Below are 16,879 nucleotides of genomic sequence, written 5' to 3' on the forward strand. Positions count from 1 at the left end.
AAAAGCGCCCTAACCTTGGGCGGTCAGAGCGGGAATGGGGCGCGTTGCGCACCGCTTCAGAGCATGAGCTTGACGACGGATTCATCCGGGTCGCGAGAGCGGCCGGCGGCTGCAAGCTCCTGCAGATAATCGTTCCACAGCGCTTGCTGGCGGGTGGCGAGTTCGTAGAGGTAATCCCAGGTAAACAGGCCGCTGTCGTGACCGTCATCGAAGGTCAATTTCAGGGCATAGTTGCCGGCCGGCTCGAGCTTGGTCAGGCCGACGTTCAGCTTGCCGTACTGCAAGATGGGTTTGCCGTGGCCCTGTACCTCCGCCGAGGGGGAATGCACGCGCAGGAATTCGGCGCTCAGCGTGTAGCTTTCATCCGGACCGTACTTCAGCGTCAAGGTCCTGGAGGCCTTGTGCAGTTCGATACCGCTGGGGATGCGCATGTCGGGGTCTCCAAACGAAGATAGCCGGCGCGTGCCGGCTATCTTCAGTGTGCACCTGTCAGAGGATGTAGCGCGACAGGTCTTCGTCCTGGGCCAGCTCGCCGAGGTGGCCGTTCACGTACGCGGCATCGATGTGGATCGGCGTCTCGTCGTGTTGCGCGGCGAGATCGCCGGCGCTGAAGGAAACCTCTTCCAGCAGGCGCTCGATCAGCGTGTGCAGGCGACGGGCACCGATGTTCTCGGTCTTCTCGTTGACCTGCCAGGCAATCTCGGCGAGACGCTTGATGCCGTCCGGGGCGAACTCGATGTTCAGGCCTTCGGTCTTCAGCAGCGCACTGTATTGCTCGGTCAGCGATGCATGGGGCTCGGTGAGGATGCGCTCGAAGTCTTCCGGCGACAGCGCCTTGAGTTCGACGCGGATCGGCAGTCGGCCTTGCAGTTCCGGCACCAGGTCGCTGGGCTTGGACAGGTGGAAGGCGCCGGAGGCGATGAACAGGATGTGGTCCGTCTTCACCATGCCCAGCTTGGTGTTCACGGTGCAGCCTTCGATCAGCGGCAGCAGGTCGCGCTGGACGCCCTCGCGGGAGACATCGGCGCCACCCACGTTGCCGCGCTTGGCCACCTTGTCGATCTCATCGATGAAGACGATGCCGTTCTGTTCCACGGCTTCCAGCGCAGCGGCTTTCAGGTCTTCCTCGTTGACCAGGCGCGCGGCTTCTTCGTCGCGCACCAGCTTCATCGCTTCCTTGACCTTCAGCTTGCGGGTCTTGCGCTTGCCTTTGCCGAGGTTGGAGAAGAGGTTCTGCAGCTGGTTGGTCATTTCCTCCATACCGGGCGGGGCCATGATTTCCACGCCGGCCGGGGATTCGGCCACTTCGATATCGATTTCCTTGTCGTCCAGCTGGCCTTCGCGCAGACGCTTGCGGAACAGCTGACGGGTGTTGGAATCCTCACGCGGCTGCTCGTCGCCGAAGCCGGTACGTGCCGGGGGCAGAAGGGCGTCGAGGATGCGATCTTCGGCGGCATCTTCGGCGCGGTAGCGCACGCGATGTATTTCCTGCTCGCGCATCATTTTCACGGCGGCGTCGGCCAGGTCGCGAATGATCGACTCGACGTCGCGGCCGACGTAGCCCACCTCGGTGAACTTGGTCGCTTCCACCTTGATGAACGGCGCGTTGGCCAGCTTGGCCAGGCGACGGGCGATCTCGGTCTTGCCGACACCGGTCGGCCCGATCATCAGGATGTTCTTCGGCGTTACCTCGGCGCGCAGCTCGGCCGGCAGCTGCATGCGGCGCCAGCGGTTGCGCAGGGCAATGGCGACGGCGCGCTTGGCGTCGTCCTGGCCCACGATGTGGCGGTTGAGTTCGTGGACGATTTCGCGGGGCGTCATGGACATGAATGTTGCTCCAATGCGGGACGGCGGCCTTACTCGGCGCTGTCCAGCTCCTCGATGGTCAGGGTCTGGTTAGTGAACACGCAGATGGAGCCGGCGATGTTCAGGGCGGTCTCGGCCACTTCGCGGGCGGACAGCTCGGTGTGTTGCAGTAGCGCCATGGCGGCGGCCTGGGCAAACCCGCCGCCGGAGCCCATGGCGATCAGGCCGTGCTCGGGTTCGACCACGTCACCATTGCCGGTGATGATCAGAGAGGCATCCTTGTTGGCCACGGCGAGCATGGCTTCCAGGCGGCTCAGGGAGCGATCGGTACGCCAGTCCTTGGCCAGTTCGACGGCGGCACGGACGAGGTGGCCCTGGTGTTTTTCCAGCTGGCCTTCGAAGCGCTCGAACAGGGTGAAGGCATCGGCGGTGGCACCGGCGAATCCGGCCAGGACCTGACCGTGGTAGAGACGGCGGACCTTGCGGGCGTTGCTCTTCATGACGGTGTTGCCGAGGGAAACCTGGCCGTCGCCGCCCATGACGACTTTGCCGTTGCGGCGGACTGAAACGATGGTGGTCAAGGGGAGAGTCTCCACGCAGCGGGGCGGAAATGCCCGAATGGAAACTCAGATGGGGGGGCTTGCCCGGCTTTTCAACCGGGCGCAGTAATCAACAGCTCAACGGCTCTGGCGCTGCTGTAACAGCAGATTGCTGAAACCGCTGCCAGCCAGCTGCTTCTGCGCCGAAGCGAGTTGCTCGCGGTTGGCGTAGGGACCGACCAGCACGCGGTACCAGGTTTCCTCGCGCACGGTGCCGGATTCCACCTGGACGTTCTGTCCCAGAAGAATGATCTGCGCGCGCACCCGGTCAGCGTCGTCACGCTTGCGGAACGAGCCGGCCTGGAGGAAGAACTGGTTGGTGACCGGCGCTTTGGCCACAACCGGCGGCGCGGGCGGCGGGGTTTCGCCGTTGAGGGCGGCCTGGGCGCGCGCAGCGTCGATCTTGGCGGCTTCTTCCGGGGTGACCGGCTTCTGCGCAGGCGGCGTGGCCGGCGTCTCCTTGGCCACAGCTTCCGGCGGCACTATCACTTCCGACTCCGGCAGCAGGGTGTAGAAGTCGTACTTCGGCTTCGCCGGTTCCTGGGCTGGCGGTGTCGCCGGCTTGGCCTGGACCTTGCCGGCATCACTGCTGGCCTTGCCGCTGGCGGAACGGTTCGTGGTCTGCTCGGGCTTGGTCCGGCGCACTTCGTCGCGGCCGGGCTCGAGCTGGTTGAGGAAGACCACGAAGCCACCGATGACCAGTCCGATGGCCAACCAGACCCAGCCGGGCACCGGTTTCTTGGCCGGCGCCTGGTAGCGGCTGGCCCCGCGCTTGGGTGCAGGTTTTTTCTTCGCCATAGTCCGTTACATGCGTTCCAGAGTTTGCAGGCCGAGCAGCTCCAGGCCTTGCTTGAGGGTGCGGCCGGTCAGCGCGGCGAGGCGCAGGCGGCTCTGTTGGGTGGCCTGATCTTCGGCAGTGAGGATCGGGCAGTTCTCGTAGAAGCTGGAGAACAGACCGGCCAGGTCGTAGAGGTAGGCACAGAGGATGTGCGGTACGCCCTTCTCGGCCACATTGCCGAGGGTGTCGGCGAACTGCGCCAGCTTGGCGGCCAGGGCCTGCTCCTGTTCGGCGGCGAGGATGATCTGGCCGTCGATCTCGGAGAAGTCCAAGCCCCGCTTGCGGAACACGCTGGCCACGCGGGTGTACGCGTAGAGCAGGTAGGGTGCGGTATTGCCCTCGAAGCTCAACATCAGCTCGAAGTTGAAGCTGTAGTCGCTGGTGCGGTGCTTGGACAGGTCCGCGTACTTCACCGCACCGATGCCCACGGCGCGTGCGATCTGGCGCAGCTCGGCCTCTTCCAGGTCGGGGTTCTTGCCCTTCACCAGGTCATAGGCGCGCTGCTCGGCTTCGTCCAGCAGGTCGATGAGCTTCACGGTGCCGCCATCGCGAGTCTTGAACGGGCGGCCGTCTGCGCCGTTCATGGTGCCGAAGCCCATGTGCTCCATGTCGAAGCTGTCGGGCACGAACCCGGCAAGGCGGGCACAGGCGAAGACCATCTGGAAGTGCAGGGCCTGGCGCTGGTCGACGAAGTAGAGCGCGCGATCAGCCTTCAGCACGCCGCTGCGGTAGCGGGTCGCCGCCAGGTCGGTGGTGGCGTAGAGGTAGCCGCCACCGGCCTTTTGTACGATCAGCGGCAACGGGTTGCCTTCGGCGTTCTTGAACTCATCCATGAACACGCACAGGGCGCCGTCGCTTTCGGTAAGCAGGCCCTTGGCGCGCAGGTCGGCGACCACGTTGGCCAGATCGTCGTTGTAGGCGCTCTCGCCCTTCACGTCGGCCATGGTGAGTTTCACGCCCAGGCGGTCGTAGACGGCCTGGCAGTGGCTCAGGGAAATCTCGTTGAAACGGGTCCAGAGCTTCAGGCAGTCGGGATCGCCAGCCTGGAGCTTGACCACCAGCTCGCGGGCGCGATCGGCGAACTCGGCGGACTCGTCGAAACGCTTCTTGGCGGCGCGGTAGAAGGATTCCAGGTCGGACAGCTCGGCATCGCTGCCGACCGGTTGTTCCTGCATATAGGCCAGCAGCATGCCGAACTGGGTGCCCCAGTCGCCCACGTGGTTCTGGCGAATCACGGTGTCGCCGAGGAACTCCAGGACGCGTGCGACGCCGTCACCGATGATGGTGGAGCGCAGATGGCCGACGTGCATTTCCTTTGCCAGGTTCGGCGCCGACAGATCGACTACGACGCGTTGCTGCGGGCCGTTCTTGCGCACGCCGAGGTAGTCGTCGGCCAGCGCCGCTTCGAGTCGCTTGGCCAGGGCCTGGGTGTTTTGGAAGAAGTTGAGGAAGCCGGGGCCGGCGATTTCCACCTTGGCCACCTGCTCATCCTGGGGTAGAGCGGCAATGAGCTTTTCAGCCAGGTCGCGCGGCTTCATGCCGGCGGGTTTGGCCAGCATCATCGCGATGTTGCTGGCGAAGTCGCCGTTGCTCTTGTCCTTGGTGTTCTCCACCTGGATAGCCGGGCTGAGGCCCTCGGGCAGCACGCCCTCGCTGGCGAGTCGGGTCAGGGCTTGCTGGATCAGCTGGCGAATGGTGTCTTTCATCTTCTGCTCTTCCGGCCGCCCGGGAAGGGCTGGCGCTGGTTGAAAACTGTGCATTATCGGCGGGCTGCGGCCGCAGCTTCAAGTTTTAAGCGGCGGGCTGCAAGGACCAGTGGGCAATATCGGCCGGGTGGTCGTTCTAGAACAGATCGATGGGGTCCACATCCAGCGACCAGCGCACTGCACGGCCGCCGGGAAGTTGTTCCAGGGCCTGGCTCCAGGGCGTCAGCAGCCGGTGCAGCGGCGCACGGGCGTTGGCCTGGAGCAGCAGCTGCGCCCGATAGCGGCCGGCGCGGCGTTCCATGGGGGCGGGCACGGGGCCGAGGAGTTCGACGTTGTTGAGTCCCATCTCGGCCAGTTGTTGTTCGGCTTCCCCGCAGGCGCTGTCGAGGAATTCTTCCGCCTGCCCCGGCTTGTGCGCTTCCGCACGCAGCAGGGCCAGGTGCGCGAAGGGCGGCAGGCCGGCGGCGCGGCGTTCGGACAGGGCTTGTTCGGCGAAGGCGAAATAGCCTTGTTCGGTGAGCTGCACCAGCAGCGGGTGCTCGGCCAGGTGGGTCTGGATGATCACCTTGCCCGGCTCTTCGGCGCGCCCGGCCCGGCCTGCGACCTGGACGATGAGCTGAGCCATGCGCTCGCTGGCGCGGAAGTCCGCGGAGAACAGCCCGCCGTCTGCATCGAGGATGGCCACCAGGGTTACACGGGGGAAGTGGTGCCCCTTGGCGAGCATCTGGGTGCCGACCAGGATGCAGGGCTCGCCGCGCTGGATAGTGGCGAACAGCTTGTCCATGGCGTCCTTGCGCGACGTGCTGTCGCGGTCGATGCGCAGCACCGGTGTCTTCGGGAAGAGGATCGCCAGGCGTTCTTCGGCGCGCTCGGTGCCGGCGCCGACAGGACGCAGATCGACCTTGCCGCAGTCGGGACAGCAGGTCGGCTGGCGCTGGGTATGGCCGCAATGGTGGCAGCGCAGTTCATTGAAGCGCTGGTGCAGCGTCATTCGCGCGTCGCAGCGCGGGCACTGGCTTATCCAGCCGCAGTCATGGCAGAGCAGGGTGGGGGCGAATCCACGCCGATTGAGGAACACCAGCACTTGCTGGCCTGCTGCCAGGGTTTGAGCGATGGCCTGTTGCAGAGGCATGGAAATGCCGGAGTCCAGTGGCAGGCTCTTCACGTCCAGACGCAGGAAGCGCGGTTGCTTGGCACCACCAGCGCGTTGTGTCAGGCGCAGCAACCCATAGCGCCCAGCGTGCGCGTTCTGCAGGCTTTCCAGGGAGGGCGTGGCGGAGCCCAGCAGGATCGGAATGTTCTCCTGGCGGGCGCGTACCAGTGCCAGGTCGCGGGCGTGGTAGCGCAGGCCCTCCTGCTGTTTATAGGAAGCGTCGTGCTCCTCGTCGATGATGATCAGGCCTGGGTTCTTCAGGGGCGTGAACAGCGCCGACCGCGTGCCGATGACGATGTCAGCCTCGCCGTCGCGGGCCGCTAGCCAGGCGTCCAGGCGTTCGCGGTCGTTCACCGCCGAGTGCAGCAGGGCGATGCGCGCATTGAAGCGGCGGGAGAAGCGTTCGAGGGTCTGTGGGCCGAGGTTGATCTCGGGAATCAGCACCAGGGCCTGCTTGCCGGCTTCGAGAGTCTGACGAATCAGCTGCAGGTAGACCTCGGTCTTGCCGCTGCCGGTGACGCCAGCCAGGAGCAGGGCGTTGAAGCTGCCGAATGAGGCATGCACTGCGTCGAAGGCGGCCCGCTGCTCCGGGTTGAGTGGCAGCTCCGGCTGGGCCAGCAGAGGACCGTGGCGCTCGCTGGGTGCGTGGCGGCGCACTTCAACCCGGGCCAGGCCTTTTTCCAGGAGTATGTCGAGGCTGTCCTTGTTCAGTTGCAACTGGCCGAGCAACTGGTGCGCTACGCCGTGGGGATGCTGGGCGAGGGTGGCCAGGGCCTGGCGCTGGCGCGGCGCGCGGGCCAGGCGTGGATCATCGAGGCTGGCGCCGGGCGTCGCGTGCCAGAAGCGTTCCTGGCGGGCTTCCGCCGGCTCGCCCTGGCGCAGCAGCACCGGCAGTGCCCAGCTCAGGGTGTCGCCGAGGCTGTGCTGGTAATACTGGGCGGTCCACAGGCACAGCTTGAACAGCGCCGGTGGGAGCGGCGGGCGACTGTCCAGCAATTCCAGTGCGGGCTTGAGCTTGTCGGCCGGCACCTCGCTTTTCTCGGCCAGTTCCACCAGCACGCCGATAATCTCACGGCGACCGAAGGGCACCCGCAGGCGCACGCCCGGTTGCAGGGACGCGCGGGGTACACCGGCGGGCGCACGGTAGTCGAACAGGCGGCGCAGCGGGGAGGGCAGCGCGAGGCGCAAGATGGGGGCGTCAGGCAAGCGACGGTCCTGTCGGAAAAGGCGCGATCTTAGCACGGCGCAGCGCGACAGCCGGCGCGGCCGGCAGGTTGCAACGCACACTCACTCTGGTATCATCCGCCGCCTGTTTCCGTGCGGTACTCGACATAGGGTCGGGTGGCGGCACGCCAGACCTGAGGATCAAGCAATGAAACCGGAAATCCATCCCGAATACGTCGCGATCGAAGCTACCTGCAGCTGCGGCAACGTCATCAAGACCCGCTCCACCCTCGGCAAGAACATCAGCCTCGACGTATGCTCCGAGTGCCACCCGTTCTACACCGGCAAGCAGAAGGTCCTGGACACCGGCGGCCGTATCGATCGCTTCAAGCAGCGTTTCGGCGTATTCGGCGCCAAGTAAGAGCCGATACAGCCCGGGAAGGCCTGATGGCCAAGTCCCCGCTGACGAAAAAGGCGCCTCTGACAGGCGCCTTTTTCTTTTTCTGGCTCCTTAGTTTCTCCCTTCATGCCGCCTGCCCGGTTCCCGGGAAGCTTCCTACCTACCAAGTCCGAAATGTCGTCGATGGGGACACCCTGCGTCTGGTTGATGGACGCAGCGTTCGTCTGATCGGTCTGAATGCGCCTGAGTTGGCTCGCAAGGGACGGTCGGCTGAGCCTTACGCCGTAGCCGCCCGTCAACGACTCGCAGGGCTGGTGCAAGCCAGTGGCGGACGCGTAGCGCTTCGGCTGGGGCGCGAGCCGAAGGATCGCTACGGTCGAACCCTCGCCCATCTCTATGACAATCGCGGGCGCAATCTCGAAGAGTTCCTGCTCACTGACGGACTGGCGTTTCGCATCGTCATCGCACCCAATGCAGCCCTGAATGACTGCCATGCGCTGGCTGAGCGTTCGGCTCGTCGAGCTAGCCGTGGGCTGTGGCGCCAGGCACCTCAGCAGACGCCCTGGCAACTGCGCCGCAGCGGATTCGCGCTGGTGCAGGGGCGTATCGCCCGGGTGGAGCGCAACCGGGGTGGGATCTGGCTGGAGCTTGAGGGGCCGCTGGTACTGCGGATCGATCTCAAGCACCAGCACCAGTTCAATACGGCCGCGCTGCAACGGCTGGTGGGTAGGCGAGTGGAGGCGAGGGGTTGGGTCATTGACCGTGCACGCGGCGGCGGCGTAAATACGAAGGTTCCCCGCTGGATGCTCCCCCTTACTCACAATGGAATGCTCGAGGTGATTCGATGAGATTCCCTGCGCTCGTCATGGCGCTGCTTCTCGCTTCTTCCCTGCTGGCTGGCTGTGCAGTCAATCCCGCCACCGGCAAGACCAATTTCGTGATGATGAGCGAGCAGCAGGAGCTGGATCTCGGTCGTCGTTACAACCAGGAAATCGTCAAGCAGAACCCACCCTATGCCGACCAGAAACTGCAGGCTTATGTGCAGGAGGTCGGGCAGCGCGTCGCCACTCACAGCCATCGCAGCGGCATCCCGTACCGCTTCACCTTGGTCGATTCGCCGGATATCAATGCCTTCGCCCTTCCGGGCGGCTACATCTATATCCATCGCGGCCTGCTGGCGTACCTGAACTCGGAAGCGGAGCTCGCCGCAGTGCTGGGGCACGAGGTGGGGCACGTTACCGCCCGGCACAGCGTGCAGCAGCAGAGCCAGTCCACTGCCTGGAACATTTTGGGCCAGGCGGTCGCCATCGGTACTGGCGTCGGCGCCGCCGGTGACCTGACCAATGTGCTGGGGACTGCCTTCGTGCGCGGCTATGGTCGCGACATGGAGCTGGAGGCTGACGGTCTCGGCGCCCAGTACCTGGCGCGCAGCGGCTATGACCCGCAAGCCATGATCGAAGTGGTGAAAGTTCTGAAGAACCAGGAGGAATTTGCCCGTAGCCAGGCGCAGCGCAAGGGGCAGGAGGCACCGCCGTCGGGCTATCACGGGCTGTTCGATACCCACCCGGACAACGATACCCGGCTGAAACAGGTCGTGGGCCCGGCGAAGTCGCTGGCTGGCGGCAATCAGGTGGTGAACCGGGAGGTCTTCCTCAAGCATCTCGAGGGGCTGCCGTTCGGTGATTCGGCTGAAACCGGCGTGCGTCGTGGGCAGGATTTCTATCACGCCGGACTGGACTTCACCTTCCATTTCCCTGATGGCTGGGGCCTGGTCAATCGTCCGGATGCGGTGATTACCCACAGCGCAGACCAGCAGGCTTTCATCGCCATGACCATGGATGGCAGCAAGCCCAGCTTGCCGCCCGCCGACTACCTGCGGCAGAAGGCTGGCAGTCAGCGCCTGTCCATGGAGGAGCCGCTGCAGCAGGCCGGCCTCCAGGGCGCCACGGCCGTGCTGGCGGGTAGTCCCGCGCGACGTGTGGCGGTGATCTACAAGGAAGACAAGGCTTATCTTTTCGTGGGAGCGATCCGCAACAAGGCGTCCCTGGAAAGCCAAGATGACAAGTTCCTCTCGGTGATTCGTAGCTTCCGTCCGATGAAGAAGGAGGAGTTGGCCCTGGGTCAGCCGCTACGCCTTCATCTGATCCAGGTGAAGGCCGGCCAGACCGTTGCCAGCCTGGCTCGGGAAAGCAAATTGCCGGGACCTCAAGCAGATCTGGAGAATCGTATCCGATTGCTTAATAATTTGTATCCAATCGGCGAGCCAAAGCCCGGAGATTGGCTAAAAGTCGTACGTTAGAGGGGTTGACGCCGGGTGACTGAACGGTCTTGTTAGCCCCATGTATCTTGCGTATGCTCGCCCGTCACGTCTGTCACAAGCAAAAGCGGAAATGCCAAAATGTCTGATCTGAAAACGGCCGCTCTCGAATACCATGCCCAACCCCGCCCCGGGAAACTCAGCGTCGAGCTGACCAAGCCGACCGCCACCGCCCGCGACCTGTCGCTGGCCTACAGCCCGGGCGTCGCCGAGCCGGTACGCGAGATCGCGCGTGATCCCGAACTGGCCTTCAAGTACACCGGCAAGGGCAATCTGGTAGCGGTCATTTCCGATGGCACTGCAATCCTCGGTCTGGGCAACCTCGGCCCGCTGGCCTCCAAGCCGGTAATGGAAGGCAAGGGCGTCCTGTTCAAGCGTTTCGCTGGCATCGACGTATTCGACATTGAAGTGGACGCTGAAAGCCCTCAGGCCTTCATCGACACCGTCAAGCGCATCTCCATCACCTTCGGTGGCATCAACCTCGAAGACATCAAGGCACCCGAGTGCTTCGAGATCGAGCGCACCCTGATCGAGCAGTGCGACATCCCAGTCTTCCACGATGACCAGCATGGCACCGCCATCGTGACTGCCGCTGGCATGCTCAACGCCCTGGAAATCGCCGGCAAGAGCCTGGCCGAAGCCAAAATCGTCTGCCTCGGCGCCGGTGCGGCCGCCATCTCCTGCATGAAGCTGCTGGTGAGCATGGGCGCGAAGGTCGAGAACATCTTCATGATCGACCGCAAGGGCGTAGTCCATGCCGGTCGCGACGACCTGAACCAGTACAAGGCCGTCTTCGCCCACGAAACCGACAAGCGCACCCTGTCCGAAGCCCTGGATGGCGCTGACGTGTTCGTCGGCCTCTCCGGCGCCAACCTGCTGAGCCCGGAAGACCTGAAGCGCATGGCGGCCAACCCGATCGTCTTCGCGTGCTCCAACCCGGATCCGGAAATCAAGCCGGAACTGGCTCACGAGACTCGCAACGACGTGATCATGGCTACCGGTCGGTCCGACTACCCGAACCAGGTCAACAACGTGCTGGGCTTCCCCTTCATCTTCCGCGGTGCCCTGGACGTACGCGCCACCCGCATCAACGAAGAGATGAAGATCGCCGCCGCCAACGCCCTGCGCGATCTGGCCAAGCTGCCGGTACCGAAGGACGTCTGCGACGCCTACGGCGTGGCCTCCCTGGAATTCGGTCGTGAGTACATCATTCCGAAGCCCATGGACAAGCGCCTGATCACCGTCGTTTCCGATGCCGTGGCCAAGGCTGCCATCGAATCCGGCGTAGCGACCCTGCCTTATCCGAAGCACTATCCGCTGAAATCGGTGGACGAAGTGTTCAACGGCTAAGTCCGGACGCAAAAAAAGCCCCGCAAATGCGGGGCTTTTTATTGGCCTGTTCTTAGAACAGGTCGATGGGAGCGGCCTCGTCGGCTGGCAGCGGGCTGCCTGGAATGGCCAGGCCAGGTTCGAGTTCGCTCATGGGCGGCGGCGTGTCCTCGCTCTTGAACAATTCGAAGAACGCATCCGGCGTGCCGGGGCTGGCGGCGCGGCCGCTGAGCGGGTCGATACGCAGGGTCAGCAGGCCAGCAGGCTCGGGCTGGACGTGAGCCGGCTTGTCTTTCAATGCAGCGCTCATGTAGTTCATCCAGATCGGCAGTGCCACGGTGCCGCCATACTCGTGGCGACCCAGGCTCTCCGGCTGGTCGAAGCCGACCCAGACCGTGGTGACGTAGTCAGCGTTGTAGCCGGAGAACCAACTGTCCTTGGACTCGTTGGTGGTCCCGGTCTTGCCGGCGATATCACTACGCCCCATGGACAGCGCGCGGCGGCCGGTGCCGCGTTTGATCACATCCTGCAGCATGCTGTTCAGGATGAAGGTGGTGCGTGGGTCGACGATGCGCTCGGCGACGGCCGGAGCCTGGCTTTGAGGTGCTGCGGCATCGGCAGAGGCGAGCAGTGTGTCTGGCGCGGCGTTGGCTTGTGCCACCTCGGTGGATTGCACTTCCCCCTCCGGAACTCGTGGCGGATTGGCAACGAACAGCGTCTTGCCGTCGCGGCTCTCGATGCGATCGATCAGGTAGGGCTGAACCTTGTAACCGCCGTTGGCGAAGGTGCTCCAGCCGCCAGCGATCTCCAGCGGTGTGAGGTTGGCGGTGCCGAGGGCCAGGGACAGGTTGCGCGGCAAGTCATCCTTGTTGAAGCCGAAGCGGCTGACGTAATTCAGCGCATAGTCGATCCCGACTGCCTGCAGGACGCGGATCGAAACCAGGTTGCGTGACTTGTACAGGGCTTCGCGCAGGCGGATCGGGCCGAGGAAGGTGTTGTTGTCGTTCTTCGGGCGCCAGGCTTCTTCCATGCCCGCTTCCTGGAAGACGATTGGAGCGTCGTTCACCAGGCTCGCGGCGGTGAAGCCGTTATCGAGCGCGGCGGCATAAAGGAAGGGTTTGAAGCTGGAGCCCGGCTGGCGCTTGGCCTGGGCGGCGCGGTTGTAGTTGCTCTGTTCGAAGGAGAAACCACCCACCAGGGCGCGAATGGCGCCGTCGATCGGGTCCAGCGAGACCAGCGCGCTCTGCGCCGCCGGCAGCTGGACGAAGCGCAGACTTCCATCGGCCTGGCGCTGTACGCGGACCAGGTCGCCCACCTGGGTGACATCGGCAGGCTGCTGAGGGCGAGCGCCCAGGCTGTTGGTGTTGAGGAAGGGGCGGGCCCATTTCATGCTGTCCCAGCTCACGGCTTCTTCCTGACCGCTGCGGGTCAGGGCCAGGATGCCGCTTTTCTCTACCTGGGTGACGATGGCCGGTTCCAGGCCGCCGAGGGATTTCTGCTTGGCCAGCTCCTGCAGCCAGGTCTCTTTGGTCATGCCTGGCAGGCGGGTTTCGGGGCCGCGGTAGCCGTGGCGCTGGTCGTAGTCGATCAGGCCCTCGCGCAGGGCGGAGTTGGCTGCCTGCTGAAGGTCGCTGGGAACGGTGGTGGTGACCCGGAAACCTTCGGTATAGGCGTCGCTGCCGTAGCGGCCGACCATTTCGGCTCGGGCCATCTCGGCGATATAGGGTGCGGCGAGTTCAGGGGTCGGAACGTGGTAGCTGGCGTTGATCGGCTCGTTGATGGCTTGCTGATAGCGGGCTTCGTCGATTCGTCCCAGCTTGTACATTCGGCCGAGGATCCAGTCGCGACGCTCTTTGCTGCGGGTCGGATTGACCAGCGGGTTGAAGCGGGAGGGGGCCTTGGGCAGGCCGGCGATCATGGCCATCTGTGCCAGGCTGATTTCACGAATGGACTTGCCGTAATAGACCTGTGCGGCTGCCTCGATACCGTATGCGCGGTTACCGAGGTAGATCTTGTTCACATAAAGTTCAAGAATTTCGTCTTTGCTGAGTTCCCGTTCAATTTGCAGGGCCAGCAATATTTCATTGATCTTGCGAGAGAAACTTCTTTCGCTGGTGAGGAAGTAGTTCTTCGCCACCTGCATGGTGATGGTGCTACCGCCCGTCTGTATGTGGCCGGTCTTCAATAATTGCGTGGCAGCGCGCATCAGGCTGGTGAGGTCGACGCCATAATGGTTCGCGAAATTGTCGTCCTCGGCAGCCAGCAGAGCCTGGATGAAATCGGGCGGAATGTCGGCGAAACGTACGGGAGAACGGCGCATCTCGCCGAATTCAGCTATCAGCTTGCCATCGCTGCTATACACGCGCAGCGGGATCTGGAGCTGGATCCGGCGTAGCGAGTCGACGGACGGAAGGCTGGGGCTAAGATAGAGGTAAGCGCCGCTGAAACTGAGCAACAGGCCACAGAAAACGGCAACGAAAGACCACCAGAAGAACTTCAGCAGGCGCATCAAGGCTTGTGGATTTCCAGACAAAAGAATGAGTTAAACGAAAGGCGATGATAAAAGGCAAAAGCCGATCACATTATAAGCGTTTTTTTTCCGGGGGAGCCATTTGCGCTTCTGTCAAGACTGCTATTTAATGTGGAAAAACATAAATCGTCCGTAAGTCTCGGACGCTGATAGGAAATCGGTCGTGCTAGGGCTCTTCAATAAGAAAGCGAATTCGCTGTTGGGGATCGACATCAGCTCGACCTCAGTCAAGCTCCTTGAATTGAGTCGCTCGGGAAGCCGCTTCAAAGTGGAGTCCTATGCCGTCGAGCCACTCCCTCCAAACGCGGTCGTCGAAAAGAACATCGCTGAACTTGAGGGCGTCGGGCAGGCGCTTTCCCGTGTGGTCACCAAGGCGCGAACCGGCGTCAAGGCCGCTGCGGTCGCCGTGGCGGGTTCGGCCGTGATCACCAAGACTATCGAGATGGAAGCCGGTCTCTCCGATGATGATCTGGAGAACCAGCTGAAGATCGAGGCCGACCAGTACATTCCCTATCCGCTGGAAGAAGTCGCCATCGACTTCGAAGTGCAGGGCGCCTCGGCTCGCAACCCGGAGCGGGTCGACGTACTTCTGGCTGCTTGCCGGAAGGAGAACGTCGAAGTGCGGGAGGCAGCGCTCGCCCTGGCGGGGCTAGCCGCCAAGGTGGTCGACGTTGAAGCCTATGCGCTGGAACGTGCCTATTCACTGCTTTCGGCCCAACTCGGTGATTCCCACGACGAGCTCACCGTGGCTGTCGTCGACATCGGCGCGACCATGACCACCCTTAGCGTGCTGCACAGCGGTCGCACCATCTATACGCGGGAGCAGCTTTTCGGGGGGCGTCAGCTGACCGAGGAGATCCAGCGCCGCTATGGGCTTTCGGTCGAGGAAGCTGGTCTTGCCAAGAAGCAAGGTGGTCTTCCGGATGACTACGACAGCGAGGTTTTGCAACCGTTCAAGGATGCTGTCGTCCAGCAGGTATCCCGTTCCTTGCAATTCTTCTTCGCCGCGGGTCAGTACAACGACGTGGATTACATCCTCCTGGCTGGCGGTACGGCTTCGATTCCTGATCTGGATCGCCTGATCCAGCAGAAGATCGGTACTCCGACCCTGGTTGCCAACCCATTCGCCGATATGGCGCTCAGTAGCAAGGTCAATGCGGGCGCCCTGGCCAGCGATGCCCCTGCCCTGATGATTGCTTGCGGCTTGGCGATGAGGAGTTTCGACTGATGGCGCGCATCAACCTACTCCCCTGGCGTGAGCAGCTACGCGAGGAGCGCAAGCAGCGGTTCCTGGTAGCGCTGGGAGCCGTACTGGCGCTGGGCGCCGGCGCGGTGTTCCTCGGTGACCAATACCTGAACAACGCTATCGAGAACCAGCAGGCACGCAACGACTTCGTTCGCAAGGAAATCGCCGTCCTGGACGCCAGGATCAAGGAAATCAGCGAGCTGAAGACCCGCCGCCAGCAGCTTCTCGAGCGGATGAAGATCATCCAGGATCTGCAGGGCAACCGGCCGATCATCGGTCGTGTATTCGATCAATTGGTGCGGACGCTGCCCGATGGCGTCTTCTTCACGGGCGTGAAGATGAATGGCAAGAATATCGACATCGTCGGTGCAGCCGAGTCGAATAACCGTGTCTCCAACCTGATGCGTAACCTGGATGCTTCTGAGTGGCTGACCTCGCCAAACCTCACCGGAGTCAAGGCGGTCACGGCCGGCGCGGTAGACCAGGCCAACGTATTCCAGCTGACTGTGCAGCAGACCCAGCCAGGCTCTGAGGAAGAAAGCGGCAAGCCTGGAACTGCGATCACCGCCAACAAAGGAGCCGCGAAATGAGTTTCTCCGACTCCCTGGAAAGCCTGCGCAAGATCGACCTCGCCGATCTCGACGTCAACAACCTCGGTTCCTGGCCCATTGCGGTCAAGGTGATTGCCTGCATCCTGCTGCTGATTCTCGTGCTGGTGCTGGGCTACAACTTCCACCTCAAGGACCTCGAGCTCCAGTGGGACTCGAAGCGCGCCGAAGAGGCGACGCTGAAGGAACAGTTCGCCGCGAAGGCGTTCCAGGCCGCAAACCTGGAAGCCTACAAGGAGCAGATGAAGGAGATGGAAACCTCCTTCGGTGCCTTGCTGCGCCAACTGCCCAGCGATACCGAGGTGCCGGGCCTGCTGGAAGACATTACCCGTACCGGTCTGGGCAGTGGCCTCGAGTTCGAAGAAATCAAGCTGCTGCCTGAAGTGGTGCAGCAGTTCTATATCGAGCTGCCGATCCAGATTTCGGTGGTGGGCGGCTATCACGACCTGGCCACCTTCGTCAGTGGCGTCGCCAGCCTGCCGCGAATCGTGACTTTGCATGATTTCGAGATCAAGCCGCTGTCGAGCGAAAGCGGTTCCAAGCTGCGTATGTCGATCCTGGCCAAGACCTACCGTTACAACGACAAGGGGCTGCAGAAATGAGTAGTCCTCGCGCCCGTCTGGCGCTCTGTGCCCTGATGCTGGCCGGCCTTTCCGGCTGCGGTGTCGGCAACGACTTCGGCGATCTGCAAGCCTACATGGACGAAGTTCGCGCCCGCCCCAAGGGCTCCATCGAGCCCTTGCCGAAATTCCAGCCCTATGAGGCGTTCACCTACAGCGCTGCCGCCCTGCGCAGCCCCTTCCAGCCGCCGATCAAGATCGATCTGGCAAAGCAGCAGAAGGGTTCGAAGGACATTCACCCGGACGAAACCCGGGTCAAACAGTTCCTCGAAGGCTTCAATATCGAGTCCTTCGAGATGGTGGGCACCTTGTCCAACGGCTCGGGGACCTTTGCCTTGGTCAGTGGTGCTGGAGGGGTGCACCGGGTCAAGGTTGGGGATTATCTGGGACGTAACCATGGTCGTGTCGTCGGGATCGACGAAGCCAAGGTCGACGTGATCGAGATCGTCCCGGACGGGGAAGGTGGATGGCTGGAGCGTCCACGTAGTCTCGCGCTCAGGGAGCGCTCTTGAGGGCGAGGTTAACCACCGATGAAGAATAACTACCGGTCTGCACAACGGAAC

General features: G+C 63.1%; 15 protein-coding genes. 8 read left to right on the forward strand and 7 right to left on the reverse strand.

The window, feature by feature from the left end; genetic code table 11:
- Positions 1–56: 56 nt before the first annotated feature.
- The 6 genes from MnOB_RS13490 to MnOB_RS13515 form a co-directional block, all read right to left on the reverse strand.
- On the reverse strand, positions 57–431 hold the full coding sequence (locus tag MnOB_RS13490) for a gamma-butyrobetaine hydroxylase family protein (RefSeq protein WP_077524738.1): 375 nt from the start codon (positions 429–431) through the stop codon (positions 57–59).
- Positions 432–489: 58 nt separating this feature from the next.
- Positions 490–1,827, reverse strand: coding sequence for an HslU--HslV peptidase ATPase subunit (gene hslU, locus MnOB_RS13495; RefSeq protein WP_077524739.1), 1,338 nt, complete (start codon positions 1,825–1,827; stop codon positions 490–492).
- A 29-nt stretch (positions 1,828–1,856) separates the two neighbouring features.
- Entirely contained in the window at positions 1,857–2,387 is a 531-nt protein-coding gene (gene hslV / locus MnOB_RS13500) for an ATP-dependent protease subunit HslV (RefSeq protein ID WP_077524740.1), read from the reverse strand.
- Positions 2,388–2,483: 96 nt separating this feature from the next.
- The gene (locus MnOB_RS13505) at positions 2,484–3,203 is read right to left on the reverse strand and encodes an SPOR domain-containing protein (protein ID WP_077524741.1); all 720 of its coding nucleotides are present in this window, start codon (positions 3,201–3,203) and stop codon (positions 2,484–2,486) included.
- A gap of 6 nt (positions 3,204–3,209) precedes the next feature.
- Positions 3,210–4,949 carry an arginine--tRNA ligase gene (gene argS, locus MnOB_RS13510; RefSeq protein ID WP_077524742.1) on the reverse strand — a complete coding sequence of 580 codons (1,740 nt, stop codon included), beginning with the start codon at positions 4,947–4,949 and terminating at the stop codon, positions 3,210–3,212.
- A 136-nt stretch (positions 4,950–5,085) separates the two neighbouring features.
- Positions 5,086–7,308, reverse strand: coding sequence for a primosomal protein N' (locus MnOB_RS13515; protein ID WP_077524743.1), 2,223 nt, complete (start codon positions 7,306–7,308; stop codon positions 5,086–5,088).
- Positions 7,309–7,474: 166 nt separating this feature from the next.
- Between MnOB_RS13515 and rpmE the strand changes: the two genes are divergently transcribed.
- From rpmE to MnOB_RS13535, 4 genes are all read left to right on the forward strand, one after another.
- On the forward strand, positions 7,475–7,687 hold the full coding sequence (rpmE, locus tag MnOB_RS13520; RefSeq protein WP_003453200.1) for a 50S ribosomal protein L31: 213 nt from the start codon (positions 7,475–7,477) through the stop codon (positions 7,685–7,687).
- 26 nt (positions 7,688–7,713) lie between these two features.
- Positions 7,714–8,514: a thermonuclease family protein gene (locus tag MnOB_RS13525; protein ID WP_077524744.1), complete on the forward strand. Its 801-nt coding sequence runs from the start codon at positions 7,714–7,716 to the stop codon at positions 8,512–8,514.
- Entirely contained in the window at positions 8,511–9,965 is a 1,455-nt protein-coding gene (locus tag MnOB_RS13530; protein WP_077524745.1) for a M48 family metalloprotease, read from the forward strand. The genes MnOB_RS13525 and MnOB_RS13530 overlap by 4 nt, the downstream gene beginning before the upstream one ends.
- A 99-nt stretch (positions 9,966–10,064) precedes the next feature.
- Complete coding sequence (locus MnOB_RS13535) at positions 10,065–11,333, forward strand: malic enzyme-like NAD(P)-binding protein (RefSeq protein ID WP_077524746.1); 1,269 nt, start codon at positions 10,065–10,067, stop codon at positions 11,331–11,333.
- Positions 11,334–11,385: 52 nt separating this feature from the next.
- Here MnOB_RS13535 and MnOB_RS13540 read toward each other — a convergent pair whose 3' ends face one another.
- On the reverse strand, positions 11,386–13,824 hold the full coding sequence (locus MnOB_RS13540) for a penicillin-binding protein 1A (protein ID WP_077524747.1): 2,439 nt from the start codon (positions 13,822–13,824) through the stop codon (positions 11,386–11,388).
- A gap of 181 nt (positions 13,825–14,005) precedes the next feature.
- On the opposite strand from MnOB_RS13540, the gene MnOB_RS13545 reads away from it, so the two are divergent.
- Genes MnOB_RS13545 through pilP form a run of 4 tightly spaced genes read left to right on the forward strand, consistent with a single transcriptional unit; the run spans position 14,006 to position 16,828 of the window.
- Positions 14,006–15,070: a pilus assembly protein PilM gene (locus MnOB_RS13545; RefSeq protein ID WP_077524748.1), complete on the forward strand. Its 1,065-nt coding sequence runs from the start codon at positions 14,006–14,008 to the stop codon at positions 15,068–15,070.
- The gene (pilN, locus tag MnOB_RS13550) at positions 15,070–15,678 is read left to right on the forward strand and encodes a type 4a pilus biogenesis protein PilN (protein ID WP_077524749.1); all 609 of its coding nucleotides are present in this window, start codon (positions 15,070–15,072) and stop codon (positions 15,676–15,678) included. Before MnOB_RS13545 ends, pilN begins: the two co-directional genes overlap by 1 nt.
- The gene (pilO, locus tag MnOB_RS13555) at positions 15,675–16,298 is read left to right on the forward strand and encodes a type 4a pilus biogenesis protein PilO (protein WP_077524750.1); all 624 of its coding nucleotides are present in this window, start codon (positions 15,675–15,677) and stop codon (positions 16,296–16,298) included. The genes pilN and pilO overlap by 4 nt, the downstream gene beginning before the upstream one ends.
- On the forward strand, positions 16,295–16,828 hold the full coding sequence (gene pilP, locus MnOB_RS13560) for a type 4a pilus biogenesis lipoprotein PilP (RefSeq protein ID WP_077524751.1): 534 nt from the start codon (positions 16,295–16,297) through the stop codon (positions 16,826–16,828). Before pilO ends, pilP begins: the two co-directional genes overlap by 4 nt.
- Positions 16,829–16,879: the final 51 nt, after the last annotated feature.

It is taken from the genome of Metapseudomonas resinovorans (genome assembly GCF_002003485.1).
Lineage (GTDB): Bacteria > Pseudomonadota > Gammaproteobacteria > Pseudomonadales > Pseudomonadaceae > Metapseudomonas > Metapseudomonas resinovorans_D.

Coding starts and splice junctions, on each gene's coding strand:
- MnOB_RS13490 (WP_077524738.1), bottom strand. CDS start 431: ATGCGCATCCCCAGCGGTATCGAACTGCACAAGGCCTCCAGGACCTTG.
- hslU (WP_077524739.1), bottom strand. CDS start 1,827: ATGTCCATGACGCCCCGCGAAATCGTCCACGAACTCAACCGCCACATC.
- MnOB_RS13505 (WP_077524741.1), bottom strand. CDS start 3,203: ATGGCGAAGAAAAAACCTGCACCCAAGCGCGGGGCCAGCCGCTACCAG.
- argS (WP_077524742.1), bottom strand. CDS start 4,949: ATGAAAGACACCATTCGCCAGCTGATCCAGCAAGCCCTGACCCGACTC.
- rpmE (WP_003453200.1), top strand. CDS start 7,475: ATGAAACCGGAAATCCATCCCGAATACGTCGCGATCGAAGCTACCTGC.
- MnOB_RS13525 (WP_077524744.1), top strand. CDS start 7,714: ATGGCCAAGTCCCCGCTGACGAAAAAGGCGCCTCTGACAGGCGCCTTT.
- MnOB_RS13530 (WP_077524745.1), top strand. CDS start 8,511: ATGAGATTCCCTGCGCTCGTCATGGCGCTGCTTCTCGCTTCTTCCCTG.
- MnOB_RS13535 (WP_077524746.1), top strand. CDS start 10,065: ATGTCTGATCTGAAAACGGCCGCTCTCGAATACCATGCCCAACCCCGC.
- pilN (WP_077524749.1), top strand. CDS start 15,070: ATGGCGCGCATCAACCTACTCCCCTGGCGTGAGCAGCTACGCGAGGAG.
- pilO (WP_077524750.1), top strand. CDS start 15,675: ATGAGTTTCTCCGACTCCCTGGAAAGCCTGCGCAAGATCGACCTCGCC.
- pilP (WP_077524751.1), top strand. CDS start 16,295: ATGAGTAGTCCTCGCGCCCGTCTGGCGCTCTGTGCCCTGATGCTGGCC.